At 62.8% G+C, this 24,305-nt stretch carries 20 protein-coding genes; 13 read left to right on the top strand and 7 right to left on the bottom strand.

Annotated features, from left to right (window positions below):
- The 3 genes from AB2B41_RS11405 (at position 1) to AB2B41_RS11415 (ending at position 2,507) form a co-directional block, all read left to right on the top strand.
- Complete coding sequence (locus tag AB2B41_RS11405) at positions 1–198, top strand: hypothetical protein (RefSeq protein ID WP_367877921.1); 198 nt, start codon at positions 1–3, stop codon at positions 196–198.
- Entirely contained in the window at positions 198–1,157 is a 960-nt protein-coding gene (locus AB2B41_RS11410) for a 2-hydroxyacid dehydrogenase (RefSeq protein ID WP_367877922.1), read from the top strand. The genes AB2B41_RS11405 and AB2B41_RS11410 overlap by 1 nt, the downstream gene beginning before the upstream one ends.
- Positions 1,158–1,268: 111 nt before the next feature.
- A complete protein-coding gene (locus AB2B41_RS11415) occupies positions 1,269–2,507 on the top strand; it encodes a GNAT family N-acetyltransferase (protein WP_367877923.1) in 1,239 nt (412 codons plus the stop codon).
- Between the two features lie 45 nt (positions 2,508–2,552).
- Here AB2B41_RS11415 and AB2B41_RS11420 read toward each other — a convergent pair whose 3' ends face one another.
- Positions 2,553–3,905: an SLC13 family permease gene (locus tag AB2B41_RS11420; protein ID WP_367877924.1), complete on the bottom strand. Its 1,353-nt coding sequence runs from the start codon at positions 3,903–3,905 to the stop codon at positions 2,553–2,555.
- A 218-nt stretch (positions 3,906–4,123) separates the two neighbouring features.
- Here AB2B41_RS11420 and AB2B41_RS11425 point away from each other — a divergent pair, with 218 nt between their 5' ends.
- The gene (locus AB2B41_RS11425) at positions 4,124–4,741 is read left to right on the top strand and encodes a hypothetical protein (protein WP_367877925.1); all 618 of its coding nucleotides are present in this window, start codon (positions 4,124–4,126) and stop codon (positions 4,739–4,741) included.
- A gap of 40 nt (positions 4,742–4,781) precedes the next feature.
- Here AB2B41_RS11425 and AB2B41_RS11430 read toward each other — a convergent pair whose 3' ends face one another.
- From AB2B41_RS11430 to AB2B41_RS11450, 5 genes are all read right to left on the bottom strand, one after another.
- On the bottom strand, positions 4,782–6,134 hold the full coding sequence (locus tag AB2B41_RS11430) for a hypothetical protein (protein WP_367877926.1): 1,353 nt from the start codon (positions 6,132–6,134) through the stop codon (positions 4,782–4,784).
- A 148-nt stretch (positions 6,135–6,282) separates the two neighbouring features.
- Positions 6,283–7,083, bottom strand: a complete 801-nt coding sequence (locus AB2B41_RS11435) for an outer membrane lipoprotein-sorting protein (RefSeq protein WP_367877927.1) — start codon at positions 7,081–7,083, stop codon at positions 6,283–6,285.
- Positions 7,080–8,321: an efflux RND transporter permease subunit gene (locus AB2B41_RS11440; RefSeq protein WP_367877928.1), complete on the bottom strand. Its 1,242-nt coding sequence runs from the start codon at positions 8,319–8,321 to the stop codon at positions 7,080–7,082. Before AB2B41_RS11440 ends, AB2B41_RS11435 begins: the two co-directional genes overlap by 4 nt.
- A 129-nt stretch (positions 8,322–8,450) precedes the next feature.
- Positions 8,451–9,359, bottom strand: a complete 909-nt coding sequence (locus AB2B41_RS11445; RefSeq protein WP_367877929.1) for an MMPL family transporter — start codon at positions 9,357–9,359, stop codon at positions 8,451–8,453.
- Between the two features lie 175 nt (positions 9,360–9,534).
- Positions 9,535–10,311: a short-chain dehydrogenase/reductase gene (locus AB2B41_RS11450; RefSeq protein ID WP_367877930.1), complete on the bottom strand. Its 777-nt coding sequence runs from the start codon at positions 10,309–10,311 to the stop codon at positions 9,535–9,537.
- 301 nt (positions 10,312–10,612) lie between these two features.
- On the opposite strand from AB2B41_RS11450, the gene AB2B41_RS11455 reads away from it, so the two are divergent.
- Together AB2B41_RS11455 and AB2B41_RS11460 are read left to right on the top strand one after the other, a co-directional pair.
- Positions 10,613–11,998 (top strand): multicopper oxidase family protein, encoded by a 1,386-nt coding sequence (locus tag AB2B41_RS11455; protein ID WP_367877931.1) that lies wholly within the window; start codon positions 10,613–10,615, stop codon positions 11,996–11,998.
- 125 nt (positions 11,999–12,123) lie between these two features.
- The gene (locus AB2B41_RS11460; RefSeq protein ID WP_367877932.1) at positions 12,124–13,443 is read left to right on the top strand and encodes an aspartate aminotransferase family protein; all 1,320 of its coding nucleotides are present in this window, start codon (positions 12,124–12,126) and stop codon (positions 13,441–13,443) included.
- Positions 13,444–13,524: 81 nt separating this feature from the next.
- On the opposite strand, the gene AB2B41_RS11465 is transcribed toward AB2B41_RS11460, so the two are convergent.
- Positions 13,525–14,043: an META domain-containing protein gene (locus AB2B41_RS11465; protein ID WP_367877933.1), complete on the bottom strand. Its 519-nt coding sequence runs from the start codon at positions 14,041–14,043 to the stop codon at positions 13,525–13,527.
- On the opposite strand from AB2B41_RS11465, the gene AB2B41_RS11470 reads away from it, so the two are divergent.
- From AB2B41_RS11470 to AB2B41_RS11500, 7 genes are all read left to right on the top strand, one after another.
- Entirely contained in the window at positions 14,031–14,210 is a 180-nt protein-coding gene (locus AB2B41_RS11470; RefSeq protein ID WP_367877934.1) for a hypothetical protein, read from the top strand. The genes AB2B41_RS11465 and AB2B41_RS11470 overlap by 13 nt on opposite strands.
- On the top strand, positions 14,203–19,830 hold the full coding sequence (locus AB2B41_RS11475; RefSeq protein WP_367877935.1) for a hypothetical protein: 5,628 nt from the start codon (positions 14,203–14,205) through the stop codon (positions 19,828–19,830). Before AB2B41_RS11470 ends, AB2B41_RS11475 begins: the two co-directional genes overlap by 8 nt.
- A 33-nt stretch (positions 19,831–19,863) precedes the next feature.
- Positions 19,864–20,559: a CpXC domain-containing protein gene (locus AB2B41_RS11480; protein WP_367877936.1), complete on the top strand. Its 696-nt coding sequence runs from the start codon at positions 19,864–19,866 to the stop codon at positions 20,557–20,559.
- Between the two features lie 182 nt (positions 20,560–20,741).
- Positions 20,742–21,638 (top strand): L-threonate dehydrogenase, encoded by an 897-nt coding sequence (gene ltnD / locus AB2B41_RS11485; protein WP_367877937.1) that lies wholly within the window; start codon positions 20,742–20,744, stop codon positions 21,636–21,638.
- Positions 21,635–22,897 (top strand): 3-oxo-tetronate kinase, encoded by a 1,263-nt coding sequence (gene otnK, locus AB2B41_RS11490; protein ID WP_367877938.1) that lies wholly within the window; start codon positions 21,635–21,637, stop codon positions 22,895–22,897. Before ltnD ends, otnK begins: the two co-directional genes overlap by 4 nt.
- On the top strand, positions 22,894–23,544 hold the full coding sequence (gene otnC / locus AB2B41_RS11495) for a 3-oxo-tetronate 4-phosphate decarboxylase (protein ID WP_367877939.1): 651 nt from the start codon (positions 22,894–22,896) through the stop codon (positions 23,542–23,544). The genes otnK and otnC overlap by 4 nt, the downstream gene beginning before the upstream one ends.
- Positions 23,541–24,299 (top strand): hydroxypyruvate isomerase family protein, encoded by a 759-nt coding sequence (locus AB2B41_RS11500; RefSeq protein ID WP_367877940.1) that lies wholly within the window; start codon positions 23,541–23,543, stop codon positions 24,297–24,299. Before otnC ends, AB2B41_RS11500 begins: the two co-directional genes overlap by 4 nt.
- The last annotated feature ends 6 nt before the right edge of the window (positions 24,300–24,305 follow it).

Raw genomic sequence — 24,305 nt, forward strand, 5'->3', positions numbered from 1 at the left:
ATGTCAAGAATGACCAATTTCATCATGGGGGTGATCGGCATCGGCCTCATGGCCATCTTCGTGCTGGGACTGTCGCAGTCGATCTCGACCGGCTTTGCCGGGTTCTGGGGCGGCTTTCCCTTCATGTGCATCGCGATCTTCGTGCTGATCCTCGCACTCTATAACTTCTACGAAGAAACCATCCGCAAGGACGACTGATGGCCAAACCGGTTCTCTGGCTGCCGCGCAAAGTCTCGGACGCGACGGTCGAACGCGCGCGCCGCGACTACGAGGTGATCCTGAACGAGGCCGACACCCCCGGCACCGCCGAAGAGATCATCGCCATGTCGGCCAAGGTAGACGCGATGATGCCCTGCCATTCGGAGCATTTCAGCGCCGAGGTAGTTGCGCGGCTTGATCCCCGTCTCAAGATCGTTGCGAACCACTCCGTTGGCGTAGACCATTGCGATATCCCGGCCCTCAAGGCACGCGGCATCGTGGTGACGAACACGCCGGATGTGCTGTCGGACGCCACGGCCGAACTGGCGATGCTGCTGATGCTGGGGGCGGCGCGACGCGCTGTCGAAGGCGACAGGCTGGTGCGCACCGGTGCGTGGGACAGCTGGTCTCCCGCCTTCATGGTGGGCAAACAGGTGACCGGCGCACGGCTGGGGATCATCGGGATGGGCCGCGTCGGCCGGGCATTTGCCGCCAAGGCGCGCGGTTTCGAGATGGAGATCCATTACTACAACCGCTCCCGGCTCGCCCCCGAGCTTGAGCAGGGCGCGACCTACCACGAAACCATTGAAAGCGTGCTCAATGTCGCCGATTTTCTGTCGCTCCACTGCCCCGCGACGCCCGAGACGATTGACCTGATGAACGCCGAACGCCTCGCCCTTTTGCCCGACGGGGCGGTGCTGGTGAACTCCGCGCGTGGTGCTCTGGTGGACGAGGATGCGCTGCGGGCGGCGATTGGCACGGGCAAGCTGGCGGCGGCGGGGCTTGACTGTTTCAAGGTCGAGCCCGGCGGAAACCCTGCCTTCGCGGCGCATGAGAACATCTTCATGCTGCCGCATATCGGCAGCGCCACCCGCAGCACGCGGGACGCGATGGGGTTTCGCGCGCTCGACAATCTCGACGCCTTCTTTGCCGGAAAGACCCCGCGCGACAGCCTTTGATCTAAGGCGACCGATAGGCCACTCGCGCCGCTGATGATCCGATGCAAGGCCGGTCATCGACGCCCTGCTCACGTCACAATATTCCCGCATTCCACCTATACTATCGCGCGCATGAACGATCTGGCCGATCCACAGCGCTATAACATCCCGAGTGCCCTTGGCGTCGAGACCGTTGCCGATATGCGCGGTCTCCGGGCGCTCAAGGCCGATTGGGACCGGCTCTTGGCGCGTGACCCGGAGGCGGGGGTTTTCCTTTCGCACGCCTGGCTCGCCCCGAGTTTCGAGGCGAACCCGGACCGCTGGCGCGTCTTCGTCGTGCGCGACGGAGGCGGGAGAGCGATCTGCATCTTTCCGACCAAGAACAGGGTCCACTGGAGCACGACGCGCAAGCAGTTCCAGACCGAGCTTGAAGAAGGCGGCAGACTGGCCTGGGGTGAATACAACGGATTTATCTGCGACCCAGAATGGGAAGGCGAGGCCCTCGGTGCCCTCGCCCGGGCATTGGCGAGGTTACCGTGGAAGGCCCTGAGCCTGCGATACGAGCCGACTGAACGGCGCGCGAAGATCTTTGCCGAGGCCCTCGGCCCAGCGTTCACCTACCAGTTCCGAGATTACCGGATCAACAAGGGCACGGTCGACAACCTCCTGTCGCTCCAGGTGCCTCTGGCCTCTGGTTTCGAAACCCTCATGACGGAGCGGTTAAGCGCAAACACGCGGCAGAAAATCCGCCGCCACCGCCGCAAGCTGATCGAAAGCGGAACCTATCGCATCACTACCAGCGACGGGGGCGACATCGAGAATGACATTGCCCGGCTCCTGCGGAACTGGGTCGCGAAATGGTCGGAGACGAAAGGCCGCGACAAGGCGCTCAGGATTGCGGAACGCTACGGCCGCGCCCTGCTGACGGCGGGCGCGATGGACCGGCTCTATCTGCCCGTGCTCTGGCAGGATGACAGGATGCTCGGTGCGCTGGGGCACATCGTGGATACCGGTCGGGGGAGCGTGCATTTCCTTGTCGCCGGGCGCGATCCGAATGCCACCGATCCCGCCATCGGCCTGCTGCTGCATGCCCATGCCATCGAATGGGCGGCGGGAGCCGGGTTCAAGACCTATGACTTCGGCCACGGGGACGAAGCCTACAAAACGAGCTTCGGGCCGGAATACGTCCGGACCCATTACCTCGAGGTGCGCCGAACCGGCAGCGCCGAGGTCCTCGATCCGGTCAGCCTCAAGCCGGCGCTCAGGCGGTTGGGTCAGTTTGTCCGCGCAAAGCAGACAGACCGCGTTCTGGAAGGGGCAGCACAGCTTGCAGCGCTAATCGATGATGCGGATCGCACGGGCCCTTTTTGACGCCCTTGCGCGACATGCCGAAGTCTTCATCTGCAAGCGGTCTTTTCACCCGAAAACCACCGGTCCAAGGATGCTTCCGATCACCACGGTCACGAACAGTGCGATGATGTCCAGCGGCGCGCCCGCCCGCAGCATATCGGCGCGTGTCACCGCAGGATCGGAAAAGACGATGGCATTCGGCGGCGTGGCAACGGGCAACATGAAACCGATGGACGCCGCAAGCGCCACGGGCAGCATGAAGGCGACGGGGTCGGCTCCGATACCCGTCGCTACCGCCCCGGTGATTGGCAAAAAGATCGCTGCCATGGCCGTGTTGCTGGCAAGCTCTCCAACGTAGACGATCACTGCCGCGATGGTCAGCAACAAAAGCAGTTCCGGCAGATAGGCGTAGCCCACGACCGCCGCGCCGATCCGGTCGGCAAGCCCGGTTTGCTGCAGGAGCCCGGCCAGCGCCAGCCCGCCGCCGAAAAGGATCAGCACATCCCAGCGCAGGGTCGCCGCCGTATCCCAGTCCAGCAGGCGACCGCCCTTTCCGTCCGGCAGGACGAAAAGGACAAGTGCCGCGACCATCGCGATGCCCGCGTCGCTGAGACCGTCTACCGGCCAGAACCATTCCAACAGTGGCCGCGAAAGCCACGCAAGGGCCGTCATCCCCGCGACCCAGGCCACCCGACGCTCTGCGACACCCATCGCACTAGCCTCCTGTCGCTCCGGAGGGCGCAGCGGCGCAGTGCCCGTGCCTGGAGAAACAAACCCCAGGACAACCCATGTCAGCGCCAGAAGGACAAGCGCGACCGGCACGCCGACCGCCGCCCATTGGGCAAAGCCCACGGTGATGCCGTAAGTGCTGCTCACATAGGCAGCGAAGATCGCGTTGGGGGGTGTGCCGATCAGCGACCCCATGCCGCCGATCGTCGCCGAAAACGCCACGCCCAGCATCAACGCGGTTGGAAAGCGCGAATGTGTTTCCTGAGAGGCAGCGAGCGCTGCAGCAATCGGCGCCATCACCATGGCCGAAGCGGTGTTGCTGATCCAGAGGCTCAAGAACGCTGTACCGAGCATGATCGCCCCAAGGCATCGACGCGGGCTGGTGCCCGCAATGGCAAGCAGGGCCGCAGACAGGCGACGGTGCAGCCCCGAGCGCTCGATTGCCCGAGCGATCAGGAAACCGCCGAGGAAGAGAACGATCAGCGGATCGCCGTAGGCACCCGCAACCTCTTCGATCTGCGCGATTCCAACGAGCGGTGCGTAGGCAAGCGGCAAGAGTGCGGTCGCTGCCAGCGGCAAAGCCTCTGTCACCCACCAAAGCGCCATGGCCGCCGCAAGGCCGGCGGCAAGCCATGCGCTGCCGGAAAGCCTTTCGGGCGCTGGTAAGACAACGGGCAAGAGGAGCAGCATGCCCCCCAAAACCAGAGAAATCGCGCTGGGTTTCATGCGCTCAGGCTACCAAGATCAGCGTGTGTTGCCAGCGTTTCGAAAAGCGGCTCAACCCCGCGTTGCTTGAAAAATGACGCTTTTAGCGGTACCGTGCCCACATTGATTATGTGAATTTTATTTTTGCCCTCCGGCTGCCGCCTTGCGGCCTGACCCCTACCAGATAGAAACGGAGACCTGCCATGGGCACGGAAAACGATCCCACCAAGAAATACCTCGAAGCCGTCGACAAGTACCAGTCACGCCTGACCCAATTGTGGAAAGTGATCTTCAAAAGGGTCGCCTCATCCCTGAAGGCGCTGGTCTCTTTCATGAAGAAGCTGGTGGCCGTGGCCAAGCAAATCGCCACAGTGGTCGGCAAATCGGTTATCGACAAGTTCCTTCAGGCCGCAAACATGGTTCAGGGTCTCCTGTCCCGCATCCCCAACCTGCTCAAGGCCGCGCTACGCCTCGGCAAGAAGATCATTGAACTGATCCGAAAAGCAGCCGACCCGAACAAGATCCTCGGCACCCTGAAGAAGCTCTTCATCAAATACATCAAGATGCTGAAAGAGATTTACGCGCAGATCATCGAGATGGTGAAACAGCTCGACGTTCTCGGCACGGTGCTGACCATCATCTCGAACTTCAAGAGCGCCCTGCAATTGATGTTCTCATGGATCGCCGAAGTCACCCGCGCGAATGACGCAGTGAACAAGGCGCGAAAACTGCTGAAGAAGGCGATGAAGGAAATGAAGAGCGAAATGAAACAGGCCACCGTCCTGCGCAAGGAGGTCATGAAGCTCAAGGCGGCGGCCTGAGCCACGCCCGCAGGGACGCCGCTCGACTTGTCCCCCGGTCCTAGAAGAACGTCGAAAGCGTAAAGTCTACGAAGGTGTCTCCGTCGACCGCCGTCAACGGATCGGTCGCGTCCGAACTCTCCACGTGGCTGGCCCGGATCGAGGCGCGTACCCGGTCCCCGAACCGGCGCGAGAACTCCAGCGAATAGAGCCTGCCCTGCGTATTCACGTCATGGAAAACACCGAACTCCGCGCGCGTGTCGTTTGCGTCGTTGGCGCTGAAGTTGAACCCGAAGAACAGGTCGTCATCGTAGATACTGATCGGCTGCCGGTCGCTTCTGTTGTCAAAATGGTATTCAAGCGCGAGCACGAGATTGCCCGAACTGCCACCGACATCGAAGAAAGTATGATCTCCGCCGACGATCCCGGCGGTAAAGCTTTCCTGCTCGGTGTCACGCAGGAATCCCTCGAACCGGAACTGCGTATCCCCACGGGCATAGACAGTGGTCAGACCGACCTGGCGAATGTCCTGATAGTAGGGCGCGATCGCCAGAACCTCTTCTCCTTCCAATGCGACGGGCACACCGTAATTCGAGACGAGGTAATCGGCGACTTCCTGTTCGCTCCGCAGCAGGCTGCCGTCCGCCTCGTAGTCCGCGCGGATATCATTGGTGATCTGGTTGCAGACTTCTGCCGTGACGGGACCCGAGGTCGTTGCGCAGCCCAGAAGGCTGACCGCCTCGCGCGACGCGCCCTTGAAGACGTAGAACCCCAGATCGACCGCCCCCTCGCCCAGGCTGAAATTGTTGGCATAGCGCAGCGCGATATCCGCTCCGCGCTCGTTCTCGTAGGCAGTCAGCGCGTCGTCGGTGAAAAGCGGGCCACGCTGGCGCGAGGCGCGGCCGCCGAAGTGATCCCAGACGGTGCCATCGACCACGTAGGCACTGAGGGTGCCGTAGCCGGTGAAGAAATTCGCATTCACCATCGGCGATCCGATCAGCTCGCCACCCCCAACTGTATTGGCCTGATCGCGGGCATTCAGCACGTTGACAAGCGTCCTGCCCGCGCTGACGCCCCAGTTCTCAACGTTGACCCCGGCCACAAGGTCCCAGGTGTCGAAGCTCTGTGTGAAGTAGGCCTTCTGAACGTTCAGGACCGACCGGTCGTTCTCATCGTCGGTCAGGCCTTCGAATTGCAGCACGATCTGCCCGTCGCCGACAGGCAGCGACCCGTTGAGCCCGAAGCCGAGGAAAGGATAGGCGCCGGCATCGGTCTGGTCCGCATAGAGGCCGTCGTCGAAATAATACCGAAACCCGAGATCGACCCGGCCGGAGATCGACGCCTCGCTGTCCTGCGCAGCCAGAGGCCCTGCAAGGGCCATGAGCGCCAGCGAGGATTTCATTACCGTCTTCATAGGGAGACCTCGGACACGTTTTGCGAAAAAGGGTTTCACTAAAATTCCCAGTTTATGCCAATTCTGGGCGATACGACAGGTGAGGCTGCCCGGCCGCGCGGATCGCCGGGGCAGGCATGCCCTCAGCGCAACACCTTGCCCGGACGCCTCAGTTGATCCGGCGTAGGGCGTTGACGGTAAAAGCATTCGCGTTTAGCCCCCGGTCAAAGACGTAGTCCTTCCAGTTCAACGTCGTCCCGGCACCCGTGAGGTGGTTCTCCATCACCATCTGGCCCGCGCGCCAGAACCGATTGTTGTACAGCCGATACTTGCCGACCGTCAGGGTCTTGAGGTGCGCGCCACCCCGGTAGAAGTATTGCACCCTTTGCAGCCGAAGCTCCTTGGTGTCGAGCCAGACGCGCTGCCTGCTGTAGCCGGAGGGACTTCTCGGGATCATGTCGATCACGTGGCACGTTCCGCTGCCGGGGCAGCGCTCGTCGGCGATCCAGATGTGATCGAACTTCGCCACCTCCTGATCGACCATGTCCTCAAAGGCGAATTCGCTGCCCACGAATGACCCCGACCGCCCGGAACCCCTGATCCGCCGCACCCGTTCCATCGCGGGCAGGAAAAGCCACTGGTCGTCCGTCTTGGTGGGATAGGCGTGGGTCAGAAGGGCGGTGTTGCGTATGTCGCCGGGCCACCGGAAGATCAGGAGGGAGCGGGAGTCGTTCCTGCCGGCATCGATCCAGGAGGCATCGAAACGCCTGTTCGAGGTCTGGTTGCTGGCCGTGCGCAGCACCATCTCGCCGGTGGCGGAGATGTCCCTGTAGCCGCCACGCCGGTTCGAGGCATCGGTCGCGATGCGCAGGCCTCTTTCCCGCGCGGTCTCGGCGCGGGCTGCACGTCCGCCGAACAGGGCAAGACCGGCAGCACCAGCCAGAATTTCGCGACGTTTCAACATGGTCATTCTCTCTTTCTCGAAAGGGTTAGGAGGGCTGGCAACAGGAGCAGATCGCATATCAGGGCGAAGACGATCACCACCGCGGTCAGCAGACCGATATGCTGGTTGATCGCAAACCCGGATGTGATGAGGATAGCAAAGCCCATGATCAAGGCAACCGACGTCAGGATAATCGCCGATCCCACGACCGCGAAGGTGTCGGCCAGGGCCCCCTCGACGTCATGCCCCCGGCGCCGGCAGGCGAGGTAGTGCATGAGGAAGTGCACGGTGTCGTCAACGACGATGCCGAAGGTCATCGTTGTCACCACCGTAGAGCCGAGGTTGACGTCCCCGAGCGTCCACCCCCAGAAACCAAAGCCCAGAAGGGCTGGCAACAGGTTCGGCACCAAGCTCAACAAGCCATGTCGGATGCTGCGAAGGGTCACGATCATCGTGGCCGAAACCAGACCCAGCGCCGTCAGGAATCCCCAGATCATCTGCTCGTTGTTACGCTCGGATATCCGCGCGAAGGCGATTGCGGCACCCGAGGCATGGGCCGACAGGGTGGGTTCGTTCTCGGCGATCCAGGCATCCGCCCGCCTCGCGAGATCGCGCAGTTCCTCACTGCGGCCGGCGCGCACGGTCGCGGTCACAAGGGTCTGTGTTCGGTCCACGTCCATCAGGATATTTAGGTCCATCCCGACGGGCAGCGACAGCTCGTAGAACATCATCAGTTGCGCGTTCGCGGCCTGGGTGTCTGCCACCCCGTCCGGATCGCCGCCGTCGCCGCTCATATTGCGGTTCAGATCGCGCAGAATACTGGTAAGCGCGGCAACCGAGACGACCTCGGGCTGGTTATCGATCCACTTTGCAAAGCGGTCGACGCTGCGCAAAAAGACGGGATCGAAAACGCTCGCGCCATCGGGTGCGCTGAACGAGAATTGCAGGGCTTCCAGCCCGGTCAGCCCGCTTTCGATGGCTTCGGAATCCTGTCTCAACGGATAGCGATCATCGAAGTAGCGGATGACGTTGTCATCGTATTCGATGTTCCGGATGCCCAGAACGGCGCCTAGGGCCAGCACCGGGAACAGGACGAAGATCATCCGCCGCTGCCGGATCACCCAGCCCGAGAACCTGCGCATCGCTTCGCCCGATACCATGAGCCTGCCCGCCCTTGTCGGCGGTCTTTTGGCCAGGATTGCGATCAGCAGGATAAAGACGACGACCAGACCATAAAGCAGCCCGAAAGCGACGATGTTGCCCATGTTCGCAAGCGGCGGAGAGGGCGCGAAATTCAGACACAGAAATCCGAGCCCTGTCGTCAGGTGACTGATGGCGACGGGGGCGAGGTTCTTGGAAATGGACGCCCGAAACGGCTCATCGCTCTGCCCTTGCTAGTGAAGCCTGATCGCCGCAAGGGTGATATGTACGCAACTGGTGGAAACCAGCACCATCACGGCAAGCGGCGCGATCGCGGTGCCCGCGGTCAACTCCATGCCCGACCACCCGGCAAAGCCGAACGTGCCGAGCGTCGTGCACAAGATCGCAAGGACCGACGCGAACACACTCACGAGCGAACCCGTTGCGAGGATGAACACAGTCACCACGGCCACGAAGGCGTAGGGGACAAGTTCCCGAATATCTTCCCGCGCGACCCGCTGCAGCAGGTTGTTGCCCAGCAGTCCACCCGTCGCCCGGATCTCCCAATCGGGATAACTGGCCTGCCAGCCCGCGCGCATGTTCGCGAGATAGTCCTCGACCGCCTCGCGTGCCTCCGGTTCACCTTCGGGCAGGACGACCCGGATGGACATCCCAAAGGCGCTGCCATCCTCGGACAGCAGCCGATTGCGCAGGTCATCGGACGCAAGCGCGAGATCGCGGAACCGCGCCGCAGCCTCGGGAGTGATCTCGGCGAATTCGTCCAGCATCGGTTCCACCAGAACCTCGTCGCCCTCGGCGTAGCTGTGCATCTGGTTGGTCGCCAGATCGACCCGGAGGACATAGGGCATCCGCCAGGCATCCTCGGCCATCGCAACGAGAGCGGAAAGCGTTTCTGCCTCGAACGCCGTGCCCTCGGGCGGCTTGAGCATGAGCAACAGCAAGGTGGGGGTGGTATAGGTCTGCTCGATCTCTTTGAGATCGACAAACTCCTGGTTCCCGGTCCCGAAAAAGGCCCGGTTGTCACCGGAGAACTGGATGCGTGGAATTCCGCTTGCAAGGAACACCATCACGGCCACCAGGCAGATCATCAGCAGTCGGTTGCGTTCGAAAAGGAAGGTCGCGAGCCTGTCGGAGAAGGTCACGGGCTGCCCCTCCGATTTCGAGGGCGCCCGTGCGTGACGATGCCGTCTGGCCGGGTCATTTCAAATCCTGCTCATGTGCTGCCGCGCCGTGCCTTCTGGTGAGGTCTTACCGCACAGAAGCATCATTCGGAGATGATGGAAACCCCCGTTCGCCAGCGCGCTGAACGGGCTTTGCCTACCCCCGCCATTGCCCGCCGCCGTCCATGTCGACGACGGTGCCGGACAGGTAATGCACGCGTGGAGAGGCCAGCATCACCGTGAGCGACGCCACCTCCTCGGCGCTCTTCGGGCGACCGAAGGGAAAATCGACCTTGCCCACCATCTCTTCCCAGCGTTCCGCATCGCCCAGTTCGCGCTCAGCCTCCCCGCGAAAGCGGGTGACCATCCGGTCGGTGAGCGTGGGTGAAGGGTTGATCCCGAAGACCCGGACCTGATCGTCCGGACTGGTCGCGCCCATGGCCTGCGTGAAACCGATCAACGCCGCATTCCCGGCAGCGCCGATCACGTAGGATGGCCGCGTGGCACGCCCGCCCATGCCGATGATGTTGATGATCGTCCCCGCGCCCCGCGCGCGCATCTTGGGCAGGAATCCCAGCGTGAGGTGGATGTACCCCCAGACTTTGAGCTCGAAACCGTCGCGCCAGTCCTGCATGGTGACCGCCGTGGCGGGTCCTGCCTTGATGGCGCCCGCATTGTTGACGAGGATATCGATGTCGGGACGCGCGGCGATCAGCTTTTCGCGATCCGCCTCGGTGCTGAGGTCGGCGACGATGAAGTCCGCCTCCGCACCAAGCGATGCGATCTCGTCGATCACGGCTTGCAGACCATCCTGCGATCGGGCGGCGAGCGTCAGCTTCGCGCCCTCTGCCGAGAACGCCAGCGCAATGGCGCGTCCGATCCCCTTCGAGGCACCGGTGACCAGGACGTGTTTGCCGTTGAGTTGCAGATCCATCAAATGTCCTTTCCCGTGCGGCCAGCGCGGCTGGCGGTTTGTTGTGCGGGCCGCGCCCTGTAGCGGCTGCTCCTGCGATTACAGCCTTCTTAGAAGTTCGCGTTCCAGATAGGAATAGCCGCCGATTGCGGCCACGTCCGCGGGGCCTTAGCGTTAGCCCAAAATCCGGGGGTGCCAGGAGAGCACTCGGGTAACGATACCGATGGAAACCGGAACAGACATGGACTACTTTTGCCCACAACGAAGGCCGGTTCCCAGCACCGGTGCAAAGAGCGCCACCACAGACAAGAAGGCGAGGATGATGACCCGATTGAACCGCCGAGAATTCATCGCCGCAGGATCCGCACTCGCCGCCCTTGGGCCTTCTCGCGCGGGGGCTTCGGCCTTTGAGATGCTGGAGGCGCGGGTCGCCGACATCCACCTACTGCCCGAGCAATACGGCCGCACTTCGATCTGGGGGTTTTCCGGCAGCGCGCCGGGGCCCGAAATCAGAGTGACGCAAGGTGCGCGTGTCCAGCGGCGGCTGGTCAACGCCCTGCCCTCGCCCACCTCGACCCACTGGCACGGCATCCGGATCGACAACGCGATGGACGGCGTCGCGGGGCTGACGCAGGCAGCCGTGATCCCCGGCGAAGACTTCGATTATGACTTCGCGGTTCCGGACGCGGGCACCTATTGGTATCACGCGCATAACCGGTCCTTCGAACAGGTCGCGCGCGGCCTGCATGGCGCGCTGATCATCGAGGAGCCCGACCCGCTAGATATCGACCGCGAAGAGGTGCTGATCCTCGATGACTGGCTGATCAATCCCGAGACCGGACAGATCGCCGATAGTTTCGGCGCCATGCGTGATCTGAGCCATGCGGGACGGCTCGGGAATTACATCACGACAAATGGCAGGTACAACCTCGCCCTTCCCGCACAGAGAAACGCGCGCTTGCGCCTGCGTCTGATCAACGCGTCGAATGCGCGGATTTTCCCGCTGTCGCTGGAAGGGTTCGAGGGCTGGATCGTGGCGCAGGACGGTATGCCATTGGCGACACCACAGGCGGTCGAGGGAACGTTTCTGATGGCCCCTGCCCAACGTCTGGATCTGATCGTCGACGTGATTACGGAGGTGGGAGGCGCCGCGCATCTCGTGCATCTCGACCGGGACGAGCCATTCTCTCAGGTGGCCTTCGAGGTGACGGGCGAGGCCAGCCGCGCCCGCCGCGCCCCGCCTGCCCCCCTGCCTCCCAATGCTCACCAGATGCCGAACCTCGCCGAGGCGCGCCAGCTTGATCTGGTGATGGAAGGCGGTGCAATGGGTGGCATGCGTGGTGCCATGATGGGCGGACAATCAAGGTCGATGATGGAACTGGCGCAAGCGGGCAAGTTCTGGGCCTTCAACGGAGCCGTCGGCGGCATGGATGGGCCGCCGCTAGCGGAGCTGTCCCTTGGCGAGACGGTGCGCCTTAGGATGCGCAACGACACCGCGTTTGCCCATGGGATGCATCTGCACGGCATGCATTTCCACGAAGTCGCGCCTGACGGCAACCTTGGCGCGATGCGTGATGCGACGCTCATGCAACGGGGCGAGGCGCGTGAGGTCGTCTTCGTCGCAGACAATCCCGGCAAGTGGCTCCTTCATTGCCATATGCTTTCGCATGCCGCCTCGGGCATGATGACCTGGATCGATGTCGCCTGAGGGCCGCTCTTAATAAGACCAGGTCAGACTATCCGGTTGTCTTGGCCTGCGCCTCTCGGCAAAATGGACCACAACGTAATGCTATGGTCTTGACCTCGTTCCAGTGCACGGTCGAAGGGAGAAAAATGTCACATATCTTTCCACGTCACACCCGCCAGGCTCCACCCGTCGCAGTCAGCGGTGAGGGGTGCTATCTGTTCGACGCCTCGGGCAAGCAGTACCTCGATGCCTCGGGCGGCGCAGCGGTCTCCTGCCTCGGTCACAACAACGCGATCGTGGTCGACGCGATCAAGGCGCAGTTGGACAAGGTGGCCTTCGCTCACACGGGTTTCTTCACCTCCGAACCTGCCGAGGCGCTGGCCGATCTGCTCATCTCGAATGCCCCCGGCGATCTTGACCGCGTCTACCTCGTCTCGGGCGGGTCCGAGGCGACCGAGGCGGCGATCAAACTGGCGCGTCAGTACTGGGTGGAGAAGGGCGAACCCAAGCGCGGCAAGATCATCGCCCGCAAGCAAAGCTATCACGGAAACACTATCGGCGCGCTGAGCGCGGGCGGCAACGAATGGCGCCGCGCGCAGTTCGGGCCGCTCCTGCTGGACGTGAGCCATATCGACCCCTGCTACGAATACCGCCTCAAGCGCGACGACGAGACGCCCGAGGAATACGGCCTGCGTGCCGCACAGGCTTTGGAGGACGAAATCCTGCGGCTGGGCCCCGACACGGTGATGGCCTTCATGGCCGAACCCGTCGTCGGCGCGACCGCTGGCGCCCTTGCCCCTGCACCCGGCTACTTCAAGCGCATCCGCGAGATCTGCGACAAATACGGCGTGCTGCTGATCCTGGACGAGGTCATGTGCGGAATGGGTCGCACGGGATCGCTCTTTGCCTGCGAACAGGACGGGATCGCCCCTGACATCGCCTGCATCGCCAAGGGGCTCGGTGCAGGATACCAGCCGATCGGCGCGATGCTGTGCACGTCGCAGATTTACGAGACCATCGAACAGGGGTCGGGCTTTTTCCAGCACGGGCACACCTACATCGGCCATCCGACCGCCGCCGCCTGCGGGCACGCGGTGGTGAGCGAGATCATCAACAGAGACCTTGTCTCACGTGTGCGCAAACAGGGCGACGCGCTGTCCGAAAGGCTCGCCAGTCGCTTTGGTCAGCACCCTCATGTGGGCGACCTGCGCGGGCGCGGCCTTTTCCGCGGGGTCGAACTCGTTGCCGGCCGCGACAGCAAGGAGCCCTTCGACCCCTCACGGGGCGTTGCGGCCAAGATCAAAAAGGCGGCTTTTGCAGAGGGGCTGATCTGCTATCCGATGTCAGGCACCATTGACGGACAACGCGGCGATCACATCCTGCTGGCACCACCCTTCATCATTGAGGATGAGCAGCTTGACGAACTTGTGGAAAAGCTGGAAACCGCGATTTCTGCGGTGATCTGACGAGGACTTCATTTCCGTCGCGCGTTTTGCCGGACCGGATTCTATGGTCCTCTTTGCGCCTCCCGAGGGAAATGAGCACGATCACTCCCGGCGCCTGGCGGTAACCAGCTCCGTGTCCGCAGACATCAGGTGCAGGATGCCGTCGGCGTCGATGTCGAAGGCGTTCGCCCGTTCGAATGAAAAGAGGAAATTGCGTTCCGCCTCCATTACATGCGCATCGCATTCTCGGTTATCGACCGACATCATCCCGAAGGACAGGCTTCTGTCCGCGACCTCGTAGCTGCCCCTGATCCGGTTACAGACATGCGCCTCGAAGCCCAGTTCGCCGAAGGCAAGCGAGATCTCCACATCATCGGGAAGCTCGTTGAAGGCGATGCGCGTCACCGTCCACTGGCCAAGCAAGGCGCCCTTGCCGTTCTCTTTCTCACCAGCCAATACCAATCCCTCCCCCTTCACCACATCTGACCCAGAGGTCGCGTCGGCCAATGCCGATGCCAGCCCCAAAGAGGCAGACATAAACGCGCTGCAGATCACGAAAATCAAAGCAAAATTTGCAAACGGCACTTGTCCCTCCACTGGGAAAGGCAGTGGCCGCAGCATCGCCGGTCCTTGGCTTCCGGTCAATCGACCGGTTTGGCCGAAACCCCAAAAAACGCTTGAAACCGTCAAATTTGTTGCAAAAAACGCGCCTCGCTGCAAAACTTGAGGTGTTTTTTACACAAACTTTTTTTGAAACCGGGGATAATTTCCATGCCTGCAATGGATAAGAAAAAGATCGACGAATTGAAGGCCGACGTTGGACTGGCGCGCAAGCGCGAGCTCAATTTCGGGCTTTGCCTGGGCAAGACGCCCGAAACAACCCTGCTGATGTGTCACAAGTCGAAGGCCGCCGAAGCCTTGGGCCGGATCGTCAAAAAAGAAGGCGAAACCAACAAGTTCACTTGCGGGACGATGGCGGTCGATGGACGCGATCTGACGCTGAAACTGGTCAGTGACATGCCTGCGGGGCTACAGCGGAAGGCGCGGGACATGTTCAAGGCAGCCGGTCTGCCGATGAACATCATCATCGTTCTGCCGGATGGGGCAACCGCCACTGACGATGAGGACGCCGACGAGGCTGACGAAGCCGCGACTCAGCCCGCCAGCCAAGCGCAGGAACCCGCGGCCCAACCGGCTGCGGCGGCAGAAGCGTCCAGTGCGGACGCTGCCGACCCCAATCAGGACGAATGGACCCAGGAACAGCTGCGCATCGGCACCCTGGTCGCGGCATTCGTCAAGGAGGGCGGCAAATACGCCAAGGCGATCGAAGCGCTCTGGCAACAGACACTGAAGACCGGCGAAGAGAACCCCACCGAGGGCCTGAAAAAGGCGGCTGAGGCGGAAACCAAGCTGAGCGCAGCGCGCGAAAAGCAGAAGGCCGAGGACAGCTCTGCCGATGCCGCCAAATGGACCGAAGCCTCGGGCAAGATCGCCCGGCACGTCGAAGAGGCGATCACCAAGGGCACCGCGCTCTCGAAGAAGATCGAAGCGGTGTGGGCGCTTGCCCAGCAAAAGGCGCAAGGCGCCAACCCCGATTTCGCCACGGCGCTCAAGACGCTTCCCATGCTGGTCAAGCTGATCCGTGAAAACGCCAACGCCGCGCCAGCGGCCAAGGCCCAGCCGCAGGCGCAGCCAGCCGCCGAGGCCAGCGCGGGCGACGAGGCACCCCAGCGCGAGGAGGTTCTCGAGGAGGCCCTCGCAGGCGATCCCGAACCGGCCGCACCGGCTGCCGCACCCCCGGCTGCCGACGCAGCCCCGGGTGACGGCACCGCAACGCCCGCGCCAGGTGTCGGCGCCGCCGAAGCCGATGCCGATGTCGGTGACCCTGACGACGCGCTGGTCGCCGACCTCGCGCTCAGCGATCCGCCCCCTGCGGTAAGCGCCGATCTCAGCGGCGATGACGCCGCCAAACTAAAGCGGGTCGAAGCGGAGCTGACGGAAATCGACAAGCTGGTGACCGCATACATGGCGATCCTTTCGGGCTCTGGCGAAGTTACACCGGCCGCCTGGACGACGGAAAGCGGCCGGATCAAGACCGCCATGACCGAGATGAAGGACGGCACGAAACCGGTCGAAACCGCGAAGCTCGATCAGCTCCTTAAGGACGTCGCCAAGCTCGTCAACGAAATCAACACCAAGACCACGCTCAAGAAAGATTACGCCAAGGCGCTGGAGCTTTTCGAAGTCGAGCTGATGACGTTGGAGCACCACAAACAGGCGACGGAGCCCGAGATCGCCCCCAAGGTCACCGACATCAAGACCAAGCGCGACGCTGCCAAGACCAAGGCGCTCGCCCAGGATTTCAAGGGCGCCATCGCCGGGCTCAAACCCCTGCCCGCTCTATGCGGGGAGGTGGAGAAACTGGCCGACGGCTGCGCGCATTACAAGGCCGTGCTCGCATCGCGCGTGGCACGCGAAGCCCATTCATCGGCGCTGGCCGCAATCAACGTGGCCTCCATCGACGCCATGGCCGGACAGATCACAACCCTGCTCAACGACGCGGCCACCGATGCCGCGGCAGACAAGTATGACGACGCCGTCAAGAAGCTCGACAAGATACCGCCGATCTACATCGAGATGCTAGCGCTGCGCTCCAAGAAACGAAGCTACGATACCCGTCTTGGGGACCTCAACGCCCTCTTTACCTCGATCGACGGCCTGACCGCGGACGACCGCGCGCTGATGGAGCCGGAGCTTGCCGCCTTCCGAAAGGTCTTCGCCGACAACAAGGTGGAAAAGACGGGCGACTATCGAGTCAGCTGTGACCAGTTCGGCCTTCAGAAGATGAAGGAGTACAGATATTTTCTGCCCTTGGTCAAAGCCATTCCCGACTACCTGAAGGAACTGAACGCCTTCAAGACCAACCTTGAGTCCCTCAAGACCCATAAGGGCCGTGCCGGTGTAGAGGAATACTATCTCGAAATGGATGGGACGCTGGTCAAGGCCGAAAACGAGGCCAAGCTCAAACGGTTCACTGTCGCCACCGCGCTGATGCAGGTGCTGAGCAAGCAGTGGACCACCATGAAAAAGCGCGCCGACGATTGCGAGAGCTACACCACCAAGCTTGCCGCGCTGAAGCTGGTTCTCGACCCGCTCCGGTCAAAGGCAGGTGCGGAAGATGCGCTGAAACAGGCCGACGCCATTCTCGCGACCGCAGCCAAGCAGGCGGTCTCGCGCGACTACGCCGGTGCCCTTCTCAACATTGCCGAAGCCAAGAAGCGCGCCGCCGAGGCAAAGTCCGCCGCAGATGCGACCGAGGCCATGGGCAAGCTGAAGGATGACAAGGCTCTCGACGGAATCGATGCCAATTTTGCGAAGGCAGAGAAGGTTTTCACCGACATGCGCGCGCATCTAGCCGGGATCGACACGACCGGTGCCTTCGCCACCGAGATCGCCAAGACCGACACGCCCGCCGCCGCGGCCAATACCGCCGCGACCAAATCTCCGCCGGATTTCGGTGCTGCGCGGACGAGCCTCGACAGTGCCATCGCGATCCTCGAAGGGCTATTGCCGAAGGTCATCGCCTTCGGCCCGTTCCAGACTCATCTGGCGGATGCCAAGCAACTGGTTGACACCGACCTGCCCGCCGCCAACGACGACGATTGCATAAAGGCGCATATCACAGAGGCGAAGGCGCTGGTCACAAAGGCGGAAACGCTCGCCGCAGCACCAGGGCTCGACATCATCGGCGCCGAGGAAAAGCTGACCGAGGCGAGGGTGATCACCGATGCCGCGACCGATGCCGCGGCGCGCTACGTGCAGGTCAAGGCCGATATCGCCACGATCAAAGGCACCAAGGCGCATGTGAATCAGCCCGCAAACGTCGCCATCGCTCCGTTCATGCGCGAAACGGTCAAACGGCTGAACCAGTACCTTACCGACATCCAGACGGACATCAACGCCAAGAACATGCGCGAAGCGGCCAAGAAATCCGCGGCGGGCGCGGCGCTCGACGGACCGATCCGTGCCGAGGTTACCTCGGGTCTGCTGGCGGTGGACCGCAAGAACAGGTGGTACGACCAGGAGCTTCCCAATGTCGAAGGGAAGAAGGTCGCAGGCGTCGAGGTGTGCAAGGAAAAGGTCGAAGAGGCCAAGAAGCTGCTCGAGCTTTTCACCAAGCACATGTCCGACCCCAACTTCGCGGCGGCAACGGAAAGTATCAAACCTCCGGCCATCAAGCTCATCGCGGCAAAGAACCAGCTCAAGAGTGCCCAGGAGTTCGAGACGAAGCGCGCCGCGGCAAAGACCGAGCTCGACAAGGCCGATTCGGTGCGCAACGCCGCCATCGAGGCCGACCTGACCGCGCTCGAGGCGCGCTATGCCAAGGCGCTGGAGCTTGGACCGAAACACGACAACTACCACCGCGCCTGCATCGAAGCGGACGAGATCACGGCCGCCTGCCCGCCACTGGTGACCCGCGCCACCGGCTTTGCGCCTTTCGACGCCGCACGCGCTCCCGCCAAGGCAAAGATCGACGAGGCCAAGTCGCACGACGAGGCCAACGCGATCCAGACGATGATCAACCGGTTGGACGCCAAGTTCGTCGCCGCCGAAAAGGCAGCGGCGGCAGAGGATTACGATACCGGCAAAAAGATGATGGAAGAAATCGTGACCGACGCGGAACGCGCGATCGAAAGCGCTGACGACGCCGCGAACTTCCAGATCATCACCGGCACCCTCGACACGCTTGCGGATACCGACGTCTTTCCCTCTGCTGTCATCTTTGGCACACAGAAGGTCGTCGACAAGCTCGCCGCGCGGCCGGAAGCCGACGCCGCCAAGGCAGATCTGGCGACTGCAAACGCCGAGCTGGCCAAGGCCAGCGCGGGCGGTGGCGGTGCCAAGGCCGCGCTCAAGGCGGCCATCGCCGCCTGCGAGGCCGCAGACGAGAAGATGAGCCAGTACCGCATGCTCGAGCAATCCGTGACCCGCGCCACCGCCCGGATCACCGCGCTCAAGGCACATGCGCAATCAGCCTACATCAGCCCCGTGCTCACCCCGGTCGAGACCGAGGTGGCGAAGGTGCTGACAGATGCCAAGGCAAGCGGCGACCATATCGCCGAGGCGACCAAGCTCGACGGCCATATCGCCCGGCTGATCGAGATCGAGGCGCTTGCCGATGGCTATGGCAAGTACCTCACGACACGTACCGACGCCGCGGTCGAACCCTATGTCGAGGTCCTCGAAAAGCACGAGCACAGCTATGCGATCCGCCCCAACATCGAAGCGATGCATGCCAAGCTCGACGAGGCCGCGAAGAAGGCCGAGGAGCACAAGATCGAGGACGCGCTGACGCTTCTCGAAGAGGTGCGCGCCTTGGGTGTCAGCGCCAGGGTGCTGGCCGACATGCGCAAGAACGACCCGCCCTCGACCGACGATGTCAAGGCGATCCTCGCCCGCCCCGGTGGCGATGCCGAACTGGATGCGATCATCGACCAGCTGGAACCGGACGCGCAGCGCGCCGTTCTGCGCGTGGCCTTCGAGGCGCGTTTCGGCTGCACGCTCAAGAACATGCGCAAGGGGCTGAATCCGGGCGATCCGGATTTCGACCAGGCCGACGGAACCCTTGCCGGTCCCGAGATCAAGCGGTTCTACCAGCTCATGTCGGACCTTCCCAAAAGCCACACGACCGAAAACGACAACCTGCTCATCTTCAACAGCTCCAACGCCAGCGGCTCCGCTTTCGGCGGTAAGCGGATTACCATGAACGAGGGTCAGGACGAATTCAGCGGCACCTACGGGTTCGGCCGTGATTTCGAGGTCGGTGGGCAGGACGAGGAATGCAAACCCGTCGACATGGAACCGGTCAACCGCTTCAGCTGGAACACCCTGCACGAGGTCGGCCATGCCGTCGATGACAAGCACGGGTACATGGACAAGAACCAGGGCAAGGACGATCACGGCGGCTGGACCATCTACGACAGGGACGTGGGCATCCCCGCCAAGGTCTTTGCCGACAAATTCGGGTACGATCAGGGATATATCGAAGTTCTGATGATGAGCAGCAGCGTCCCGGCGGCGGCCGAAAAGCCTGCAACCGAGACCTGCTCGGACGAGGAATGGGAACAGCGCCGCGCCAAGGTCACCGCCCATGTCGCGCTTGCCCGCAAGGCCACGGCCCCCTGGAACAGCAATTCCCAGGCCGAACGCATCGAGATCGACGGCGTGGTTTATCAGGAAAGCTACGACTCCCGATGGATGAGCTACAAGCTCAAGGCACGCAAACAGGGGATGACGGGCTATCAGTTCCGGGCGCCGGGCGAATGGTTCTCGGAACTCTATGCCGCCTACCACGTGGGCAAGATGAAGCCGTCGCACCCGGCGGCAACTTGGCTCGCGACACTGTAGTCTTGAACGTCATTTCAGAAAAAGGAGATACCCATGTCTCTGTTTGCACCTCTCAATATTGTATGCCGCGAGTGTGAAACGCTCATCACGATGGATGCAGTCGGCTCGGTCAACGCCGACCGGCGCCCCGATTTCCGCGAGGATATCCTTCACGACAGTTTTCAGGACGTGTCCTGCGGCAATTGCGGCCACGCCCTGCGGCTGCAGCCGAATTTCAACTATCTCGATGCCGGACGCGGACAGTGGATTGCCGGCCTGCCTGCCAATCAGGTTTCTCAGTATATTGAGGTCGAGGACGGCGTGAGCCTGCTCTTCGACCAGTGTTACGGGTCGAAGGCCCCCAAGGCCGCCCGGGACGTGGGCGACGGTCTCGACGTGCGACTTACCTTTGGCTGGCCCGCCATCCGGGAAAAAATCCTCGCGCGGGAACACGGCCTCGACGACGTGGTGCTTGAGATGCTGAAACTCGACCTGTTGCGCCGGATGCCGGAAGCGCCACTTGCCGAAGGCATGGAACTGCGCATGACAAGTGTGACGGAGGACCGGCTGAGCTTTGCCTGGATGGAAACGGCTAGCGAGGCGATCGAACAGGAAATGAGCGCCGATCGTGTGCTCTACGACGACATCGCCGCAAACCGCGACGAGTGGAGCAAGATCAGCGCCAGATTGACCGATGGGCCGTTCGTGGACATCCAGAAAATCTACCTCGGAGAGCCCCGCGCAGCCTGAGGGCAAGTCCGCCCCGATCTGTGACCTGTAAACGAGAGAACGCGCAGCCAGCGTTCTCTCGGAGACGAAAGGTCGCCCCCCTTTCCGGCTCAAGACGACAACTCCCTCTGGCATTCGCGTCGTGGAAAGCGCAGTCTGAATCCCGGCGGGCGACGGCTCACCCGCATCTCGAAGGGAACACAATGGCGCAACAGACAAAGACCGCTGTCATCGGCCTTGGATCAATGGGGTACGGAATGGCCATGTCCTGTCTGCGGGCCGGGCATCTGACCTGGGGCCTGGACATCAATGCGGAGGCCGTCGCACGTTTCCAAACTGCGGGCGGTCAGCCCGGTGATCTTCCTGCCGACCTCGACGCCCTGCTCGTGGTGGTGCTGAACGCCGCCCAGACCGAAGCCGTGCTTTTCGGTGAAGCCGGAAAGGTAGCCTCCATGCCGAAAGGTTCTGTGGTCATCAGTTGCGCTACCGTGCCCCCGGCCTTTGCCCGCGAGATGGCGGCGCGCTGTGCCGAAGTTGGCGTGCAATATCTCGACGCCCCCATCTCGGGCGGCGCGGCCAAGGCAGCGCAGGGCAAGCTGTCGATCATGGCAGCAGGAACCGCAGAAGCCTTCGCGGCGTCTCGCCCGGTGCTGGATGCCATCGCCGAGACCGTTTTCGAACTGGGACATGAGGCCGGACCAGGGTCCGCCATGAAAGCCGTCAACCAGCTTCTCGCCGGGGTGCATATCGCTGCCATGGCCGAAGCGCTGACCTTTGGCATGACGCAGGGTGTCTCGCCGCAAACTTTTGTCGAGGTGATCTCGAAATGCGCGGGCACAAGCTGGATACTGGAGAACCGTGCGCCGCATATCGTCGATGGCGACTACACCCCGAAAAGCCAGATCAACATCTGGCCGAAGGACCTTGGCATCGTTCTGGATGTCGCGAAATCGGCGGGTTTCTCTGCTCCCATCACCGCAACCGCACTTCAGCAGTACATGGTCGCGGTCGGGATGGGGCTCGGGCCGGAGGACGACGCCGCGATTGCCAAGGTCTACGCGCGGAACGCTGGCCTCACGCTGCCGGGGCAGACTGAATGACGACCGTACTGGGCTGCATCGCCGACGACTTTACCGGAGCCACCGATCTGGCGGGGCTGCTGGCGCGTTCCGGCGTCCGGGTGTCTCTGCGGATCGGGGTGCCGACGGAGCCACCGGCAGACACGGCACCCTTCGAGGTCATCGCGCTCAAGTGCAGGACGGCCCCGGTTGCCGAAGCCGTCGCCGACTGCCGCGCAGCACTCGACTGGCTGCGCAGCGCTGGGGCCGAACGGTTTTTCTGGAAGTACTGCTCGACCTTCGATTCCACGCCCCAAGGAAATATCGGCCCGGTCGCGGAGGCGCTGATGGCGGACCTCGGCACCGTGCAGACGATCTATTGCCCCGCCTTTCCCGAGAATGGCCGCTCGGTCTACATGGGCAACCTCTTTGTCGGACGCCAGCCGCTTGCCGAGAGCCCGATGAAAGATCATCCGCTCACACCGATGCGGGACTCCAACCTCATGCGGCTGCTTGAGCCGCAGGTCACGAAACCCGTCGGCCTGATCGACCGCAGTTGCGTCGCCGAAGGAGCAAAAGCCGTGCAAAAGGCACTGGCGGCGTTGCAGACCGAGGGGGTGGCGCATGTCGTCGTGGACGCGGTCGCGAACGCCGATCTGGAAACCATCGCGCGCGCCTGCCGCGACATGCCGCTGATCACCGGGGGCAGCGCATTGGCGATGCCGCTTCCGGCACTCTACCGCGCGGATGACGTGCTTAGCTCAGATGTGCCGAGCGCCGAGGTGCCTGAAACAACCGACAAGTCCATCCTGCTGTCGGGCAGTTGTTCCGCCATGACCAACAGGCAAGTCGCCCGTTACTTGGAAACCGGCGCGCCGGCGCTCAAGGTCGACCCCCTCTCGCTGGCCGATGCCGGACCGGACGCGGCACTTGGCTGGGTAGCGGAACAGGACCTTGCGAAGGCCCCGCTGGTCTATGCCACCGCCGAACCCGTCGAGGTAAAGGCCGCACAGGAAAAACTGGGACAGGCCCGCGCGGGCGCTTTGGTGGAAAAAGCACTGGCCGCCTGCGCTGTCGCGGCTCGCGACGCGGGTGCCCGGCGCTTTGTCGTCGCCGGGGGAGAGACATCGGGGGCCGTGACCCAGGCGCTTGGGGTAGACCGGCTCGAGATCGGCCGCGAGATCGCACCGGGCGTTCCCTGGACCTTCTGCGACAGCTGCGGACACAGGATCGCCCTGGCTCTGAAGTCGGGCAACTTCGGATCGCAGCAATTCTTTACCGAAGCCCTGGAGGTGTTATGACACACGAGGCCGCCCTCCGTGAACAGATCTGCCTTCTGGCCAAGTCGCTCTTTGACCGTGGGCTGACCCATGGCAGCACCGGCAACATCTCCGCCCGGACGGAGGACGGCGGTCTACTTGTCTCCCCCACCGGGACAAGCTTTGGTCGTCTCGATCCCGGACGGCTCAGCCGCTTCGACGCGGAAGGGCGGCTTGTCGACGGGGATCCCCCCACCAAGGAAATGCCGCTCCACTCCGCTTTCTACGAAACGCGTTCCACGGCGGGGGCCGTCGTCCACCTGCATTCGACGCACGCCGTCGCGCTTTCTATGATGCCCGACGTTGACCGGGACGACTTCCTGCCGCCGCTGACACCCTATGGGATCATGAAGCTGGGCCGGGTCAAGCTTCTGCCTTTCTTCCTGCCCGGCGATCCTGCCATGGGCGAAGCGGTGCGCGGCCTTGCGGGCAAACGCACCGCCGTGATGCTGGCGAACCACGGTCCGGTGGTGGCAGGCAAGGACGTGGAGGCCGCCTGCAACGCCATCGAAGAGCTAGAGGAAAACGCGAGGCTCGCGATGGTGACAAGGGGCTGCAATCCGCACGCCCTGACCGAGGCAGAAGTGAGGGCGGTAGTTACGCAGTTCGATGTGGAGTGGGACGGATGAAATTTTCCGCCAACCTCGGCTTTCTCTGGAATGACCGCCCCCTGCCAGATGCCATTCGCGCCGCGAAGGCGGCGGGTTTCGATGCGGTGGAATGCCACTGGCCCTATGAGTTTCCATCAACCGAGGTCAGCGACGCCCTTGCCGAAACCGGGCTCCCGATGCTTGGCCTGAACACGTTGCGCGGTGGCCCCGGCGAGAACGGTCTCTCGGCGCTGCCGGGTCGCGACCGCGATGCACGGGCCGCCATCGACAAGGCCATTGCCTACGCGGACGCCATCGGGGCGCAGGCGATCCATGTCATGGCGGGCTTTGCCGATGGTCCGGACGCGAAAAAGACCTTCCTCGACAATCTGCGCTACGCCCGCCGCAGCTGCCCTGCTCCGATCACGCTTCTCATCGAACCGCTCAACCGGCATGACGCCCCGGGATATTTCCTGAAGACGACCGATCAGGCGGCCGCGCTGCTGTCCGAGTTGGACTTGCCCGGCGTCAAGCTCATGTTCGACTGCTATCACGTGGGCCGCATGGAGGGAGACATCGTGACCCGGCTTCGCGCCCTGCTGCCGCAAGTCGGGCATATCCAGTTCGCCGCTGTTCCGGACCGGGGTCCGCCCGATCATGGCGAAATCGACTACCGCTATGTTTTCGATCAGATCAGCACGATGGGCTGGCAACGCCCACTGGGGGCGGAATACAAGCCATCCGGCAAGACCGAAAACACTCTCGGCTGGTTGGACTGTACCGAAGCTTGCTGAGAGAGC

This window comes from Sulfitobacter sediminis (genome assembly GCF_040811725.1).
GTDB classification, from domain to species: Bacteria; Pseudomonadota; Alphaproteobacteria; order Rhodobacterales; family Rhodobacteraceae; genus Sulfitobacter; species Sulfitobacter sediminis.

What these genes read in the sequence shown, in the direction of transcription:
- AB2B41_RS11405 (WP_367877921.1), top strand. Translation starts at nt 1, where the DNA reads ATGTCAAGAATGACCAATTTCATCATGGGGGTGATCGGCATCGGCCTC.
- AB2B41_RS11410 (WP_367877922.1), top strand. Translation starts at nt 198, where the DNA reads ATGGCCAAACCGGTTCTCTGGCTGCCGCGCAAAGTCTCGGACGCGACG.
- AB2B41_RS11415 (WP_367877923.1), top strand. Translation starts at nt 1,269, where the DNA reads ATGAACGATCTGGCCGATCCACAGCGCTATAACATCCCGAGTGCCCTT.
- AB2B41_RS11420 (WP_367877924.1), bottom strand. Translation starts at nt 3,905, where the DNA reads ATGCTGCTCCTCTTGCCCGTTGTCTTACCAGCGCCCGAAAGGCTTTCC.
- AB2B41_RS11425 (WP_367877925.1), top strand. Translation starts at nt 4,124, where the DNA reads ATGGGCACGGAAAACGATCCCACCAAGAAATACCTCGAAGCCGTCGAC.
- AB2B41_RS11430 (WP_367877926.1), bottom strand. Translation starts at nt 6,134, where the DNA reads ATGAAGACGGTAATGAAATCCTCGCTGGCGCTCATGGCCCTTGCAGGG.
- AB2B41_RS11435 (WP_367877927.1), bottom strand. Translation starts at nt 7,083, where the DNA reads ATGACCATGTTGAAACGTCGCGAAATTCTGGCTGGTGCTGCCGGTCTT.
- AB2B41_RS11440 (WP_367877928.1), bottom strand. Translation starts at nt 8,321, where the DNA reads ATGGGCAACATCGTCGCTTTCGGGCTGCTTTATGGTCTGGTCGTCGTC.
- AB2B41_RS11450 (WP_367877930.1), bottom strand. Translation starts at nt 10,311, where the DNA reads ATGGATCTGCAACTCAACGGCAAACACGTCCTGGTCACCGGTGCCTCG.
- AB2B41_RS11455 (WP_367877931.1), top strand. Translation starts at nt 10,613, where the DNA reads ATGACCCGATTGAACCGCCGAGAATTCATCGCCGCAGGATCCGCACTC.
- AB2B41_RS11460 (WP_367877932.1), top strand. Translation starts at nt 12,124, where the DNA reads ATGTCACATATCTTTCCACGTCACACCCGCCAGGCTCCACCCGTCGCA.
- AB2B41_RS11465 (WP_367877933.1), bottom strand. Translation starts at nt 14,043, where the DNA reads ATGCTGCGGCCACTGCCTTTCCCAGTGGAGGGACAAGTGCCGTTTGCA.
- AB2B41_RS11475 (WP_367877935.1), top strand. Translation starts at nt 14,203, where the DNA reads ATGGATAAGAAAAAGATCGACGAATTGAAGGCCGACGTTGGACTGGCG.
- AB2B41_RS11480 (WP_367877936.1), top strand. Translation starts at nt 19,864, where the DNA reads ATGTCTCTGTTTGCACCTCTCAATATTGTATGCCGCGAGTGTGAAACG.
- ltnD (WP_367877937.1), top strand. Translation starts at nt 20,742, where the DNA reads ATGGCGCAACAGACAAAGACCGCTGTCATCGGCCTTGGATCAATGGGG.
- otnK (WP_367877938.1), top strand. Translation starts at nt 21,635, where the DNA reads ATGACGACCGTACTGGGCTGCATCGCCGACGACTTTACCGGAGCCACC.
- otnC (WP_367877939.1), top strand. Translation starts at nt 22,894, where the DNA reads ATGACACACGAGGCCGCCCTCCGTGAACAGATCTGCCTTCTGGCCAAG.
- AB2B41_RS11500 (WP_367877940.1), top strand. Translation starts at nt 23,541, where the DNA reads ATGAAATTTTCCGCCAACCTCGGCTTTCTCTGGAATGACCGCCCCCTG.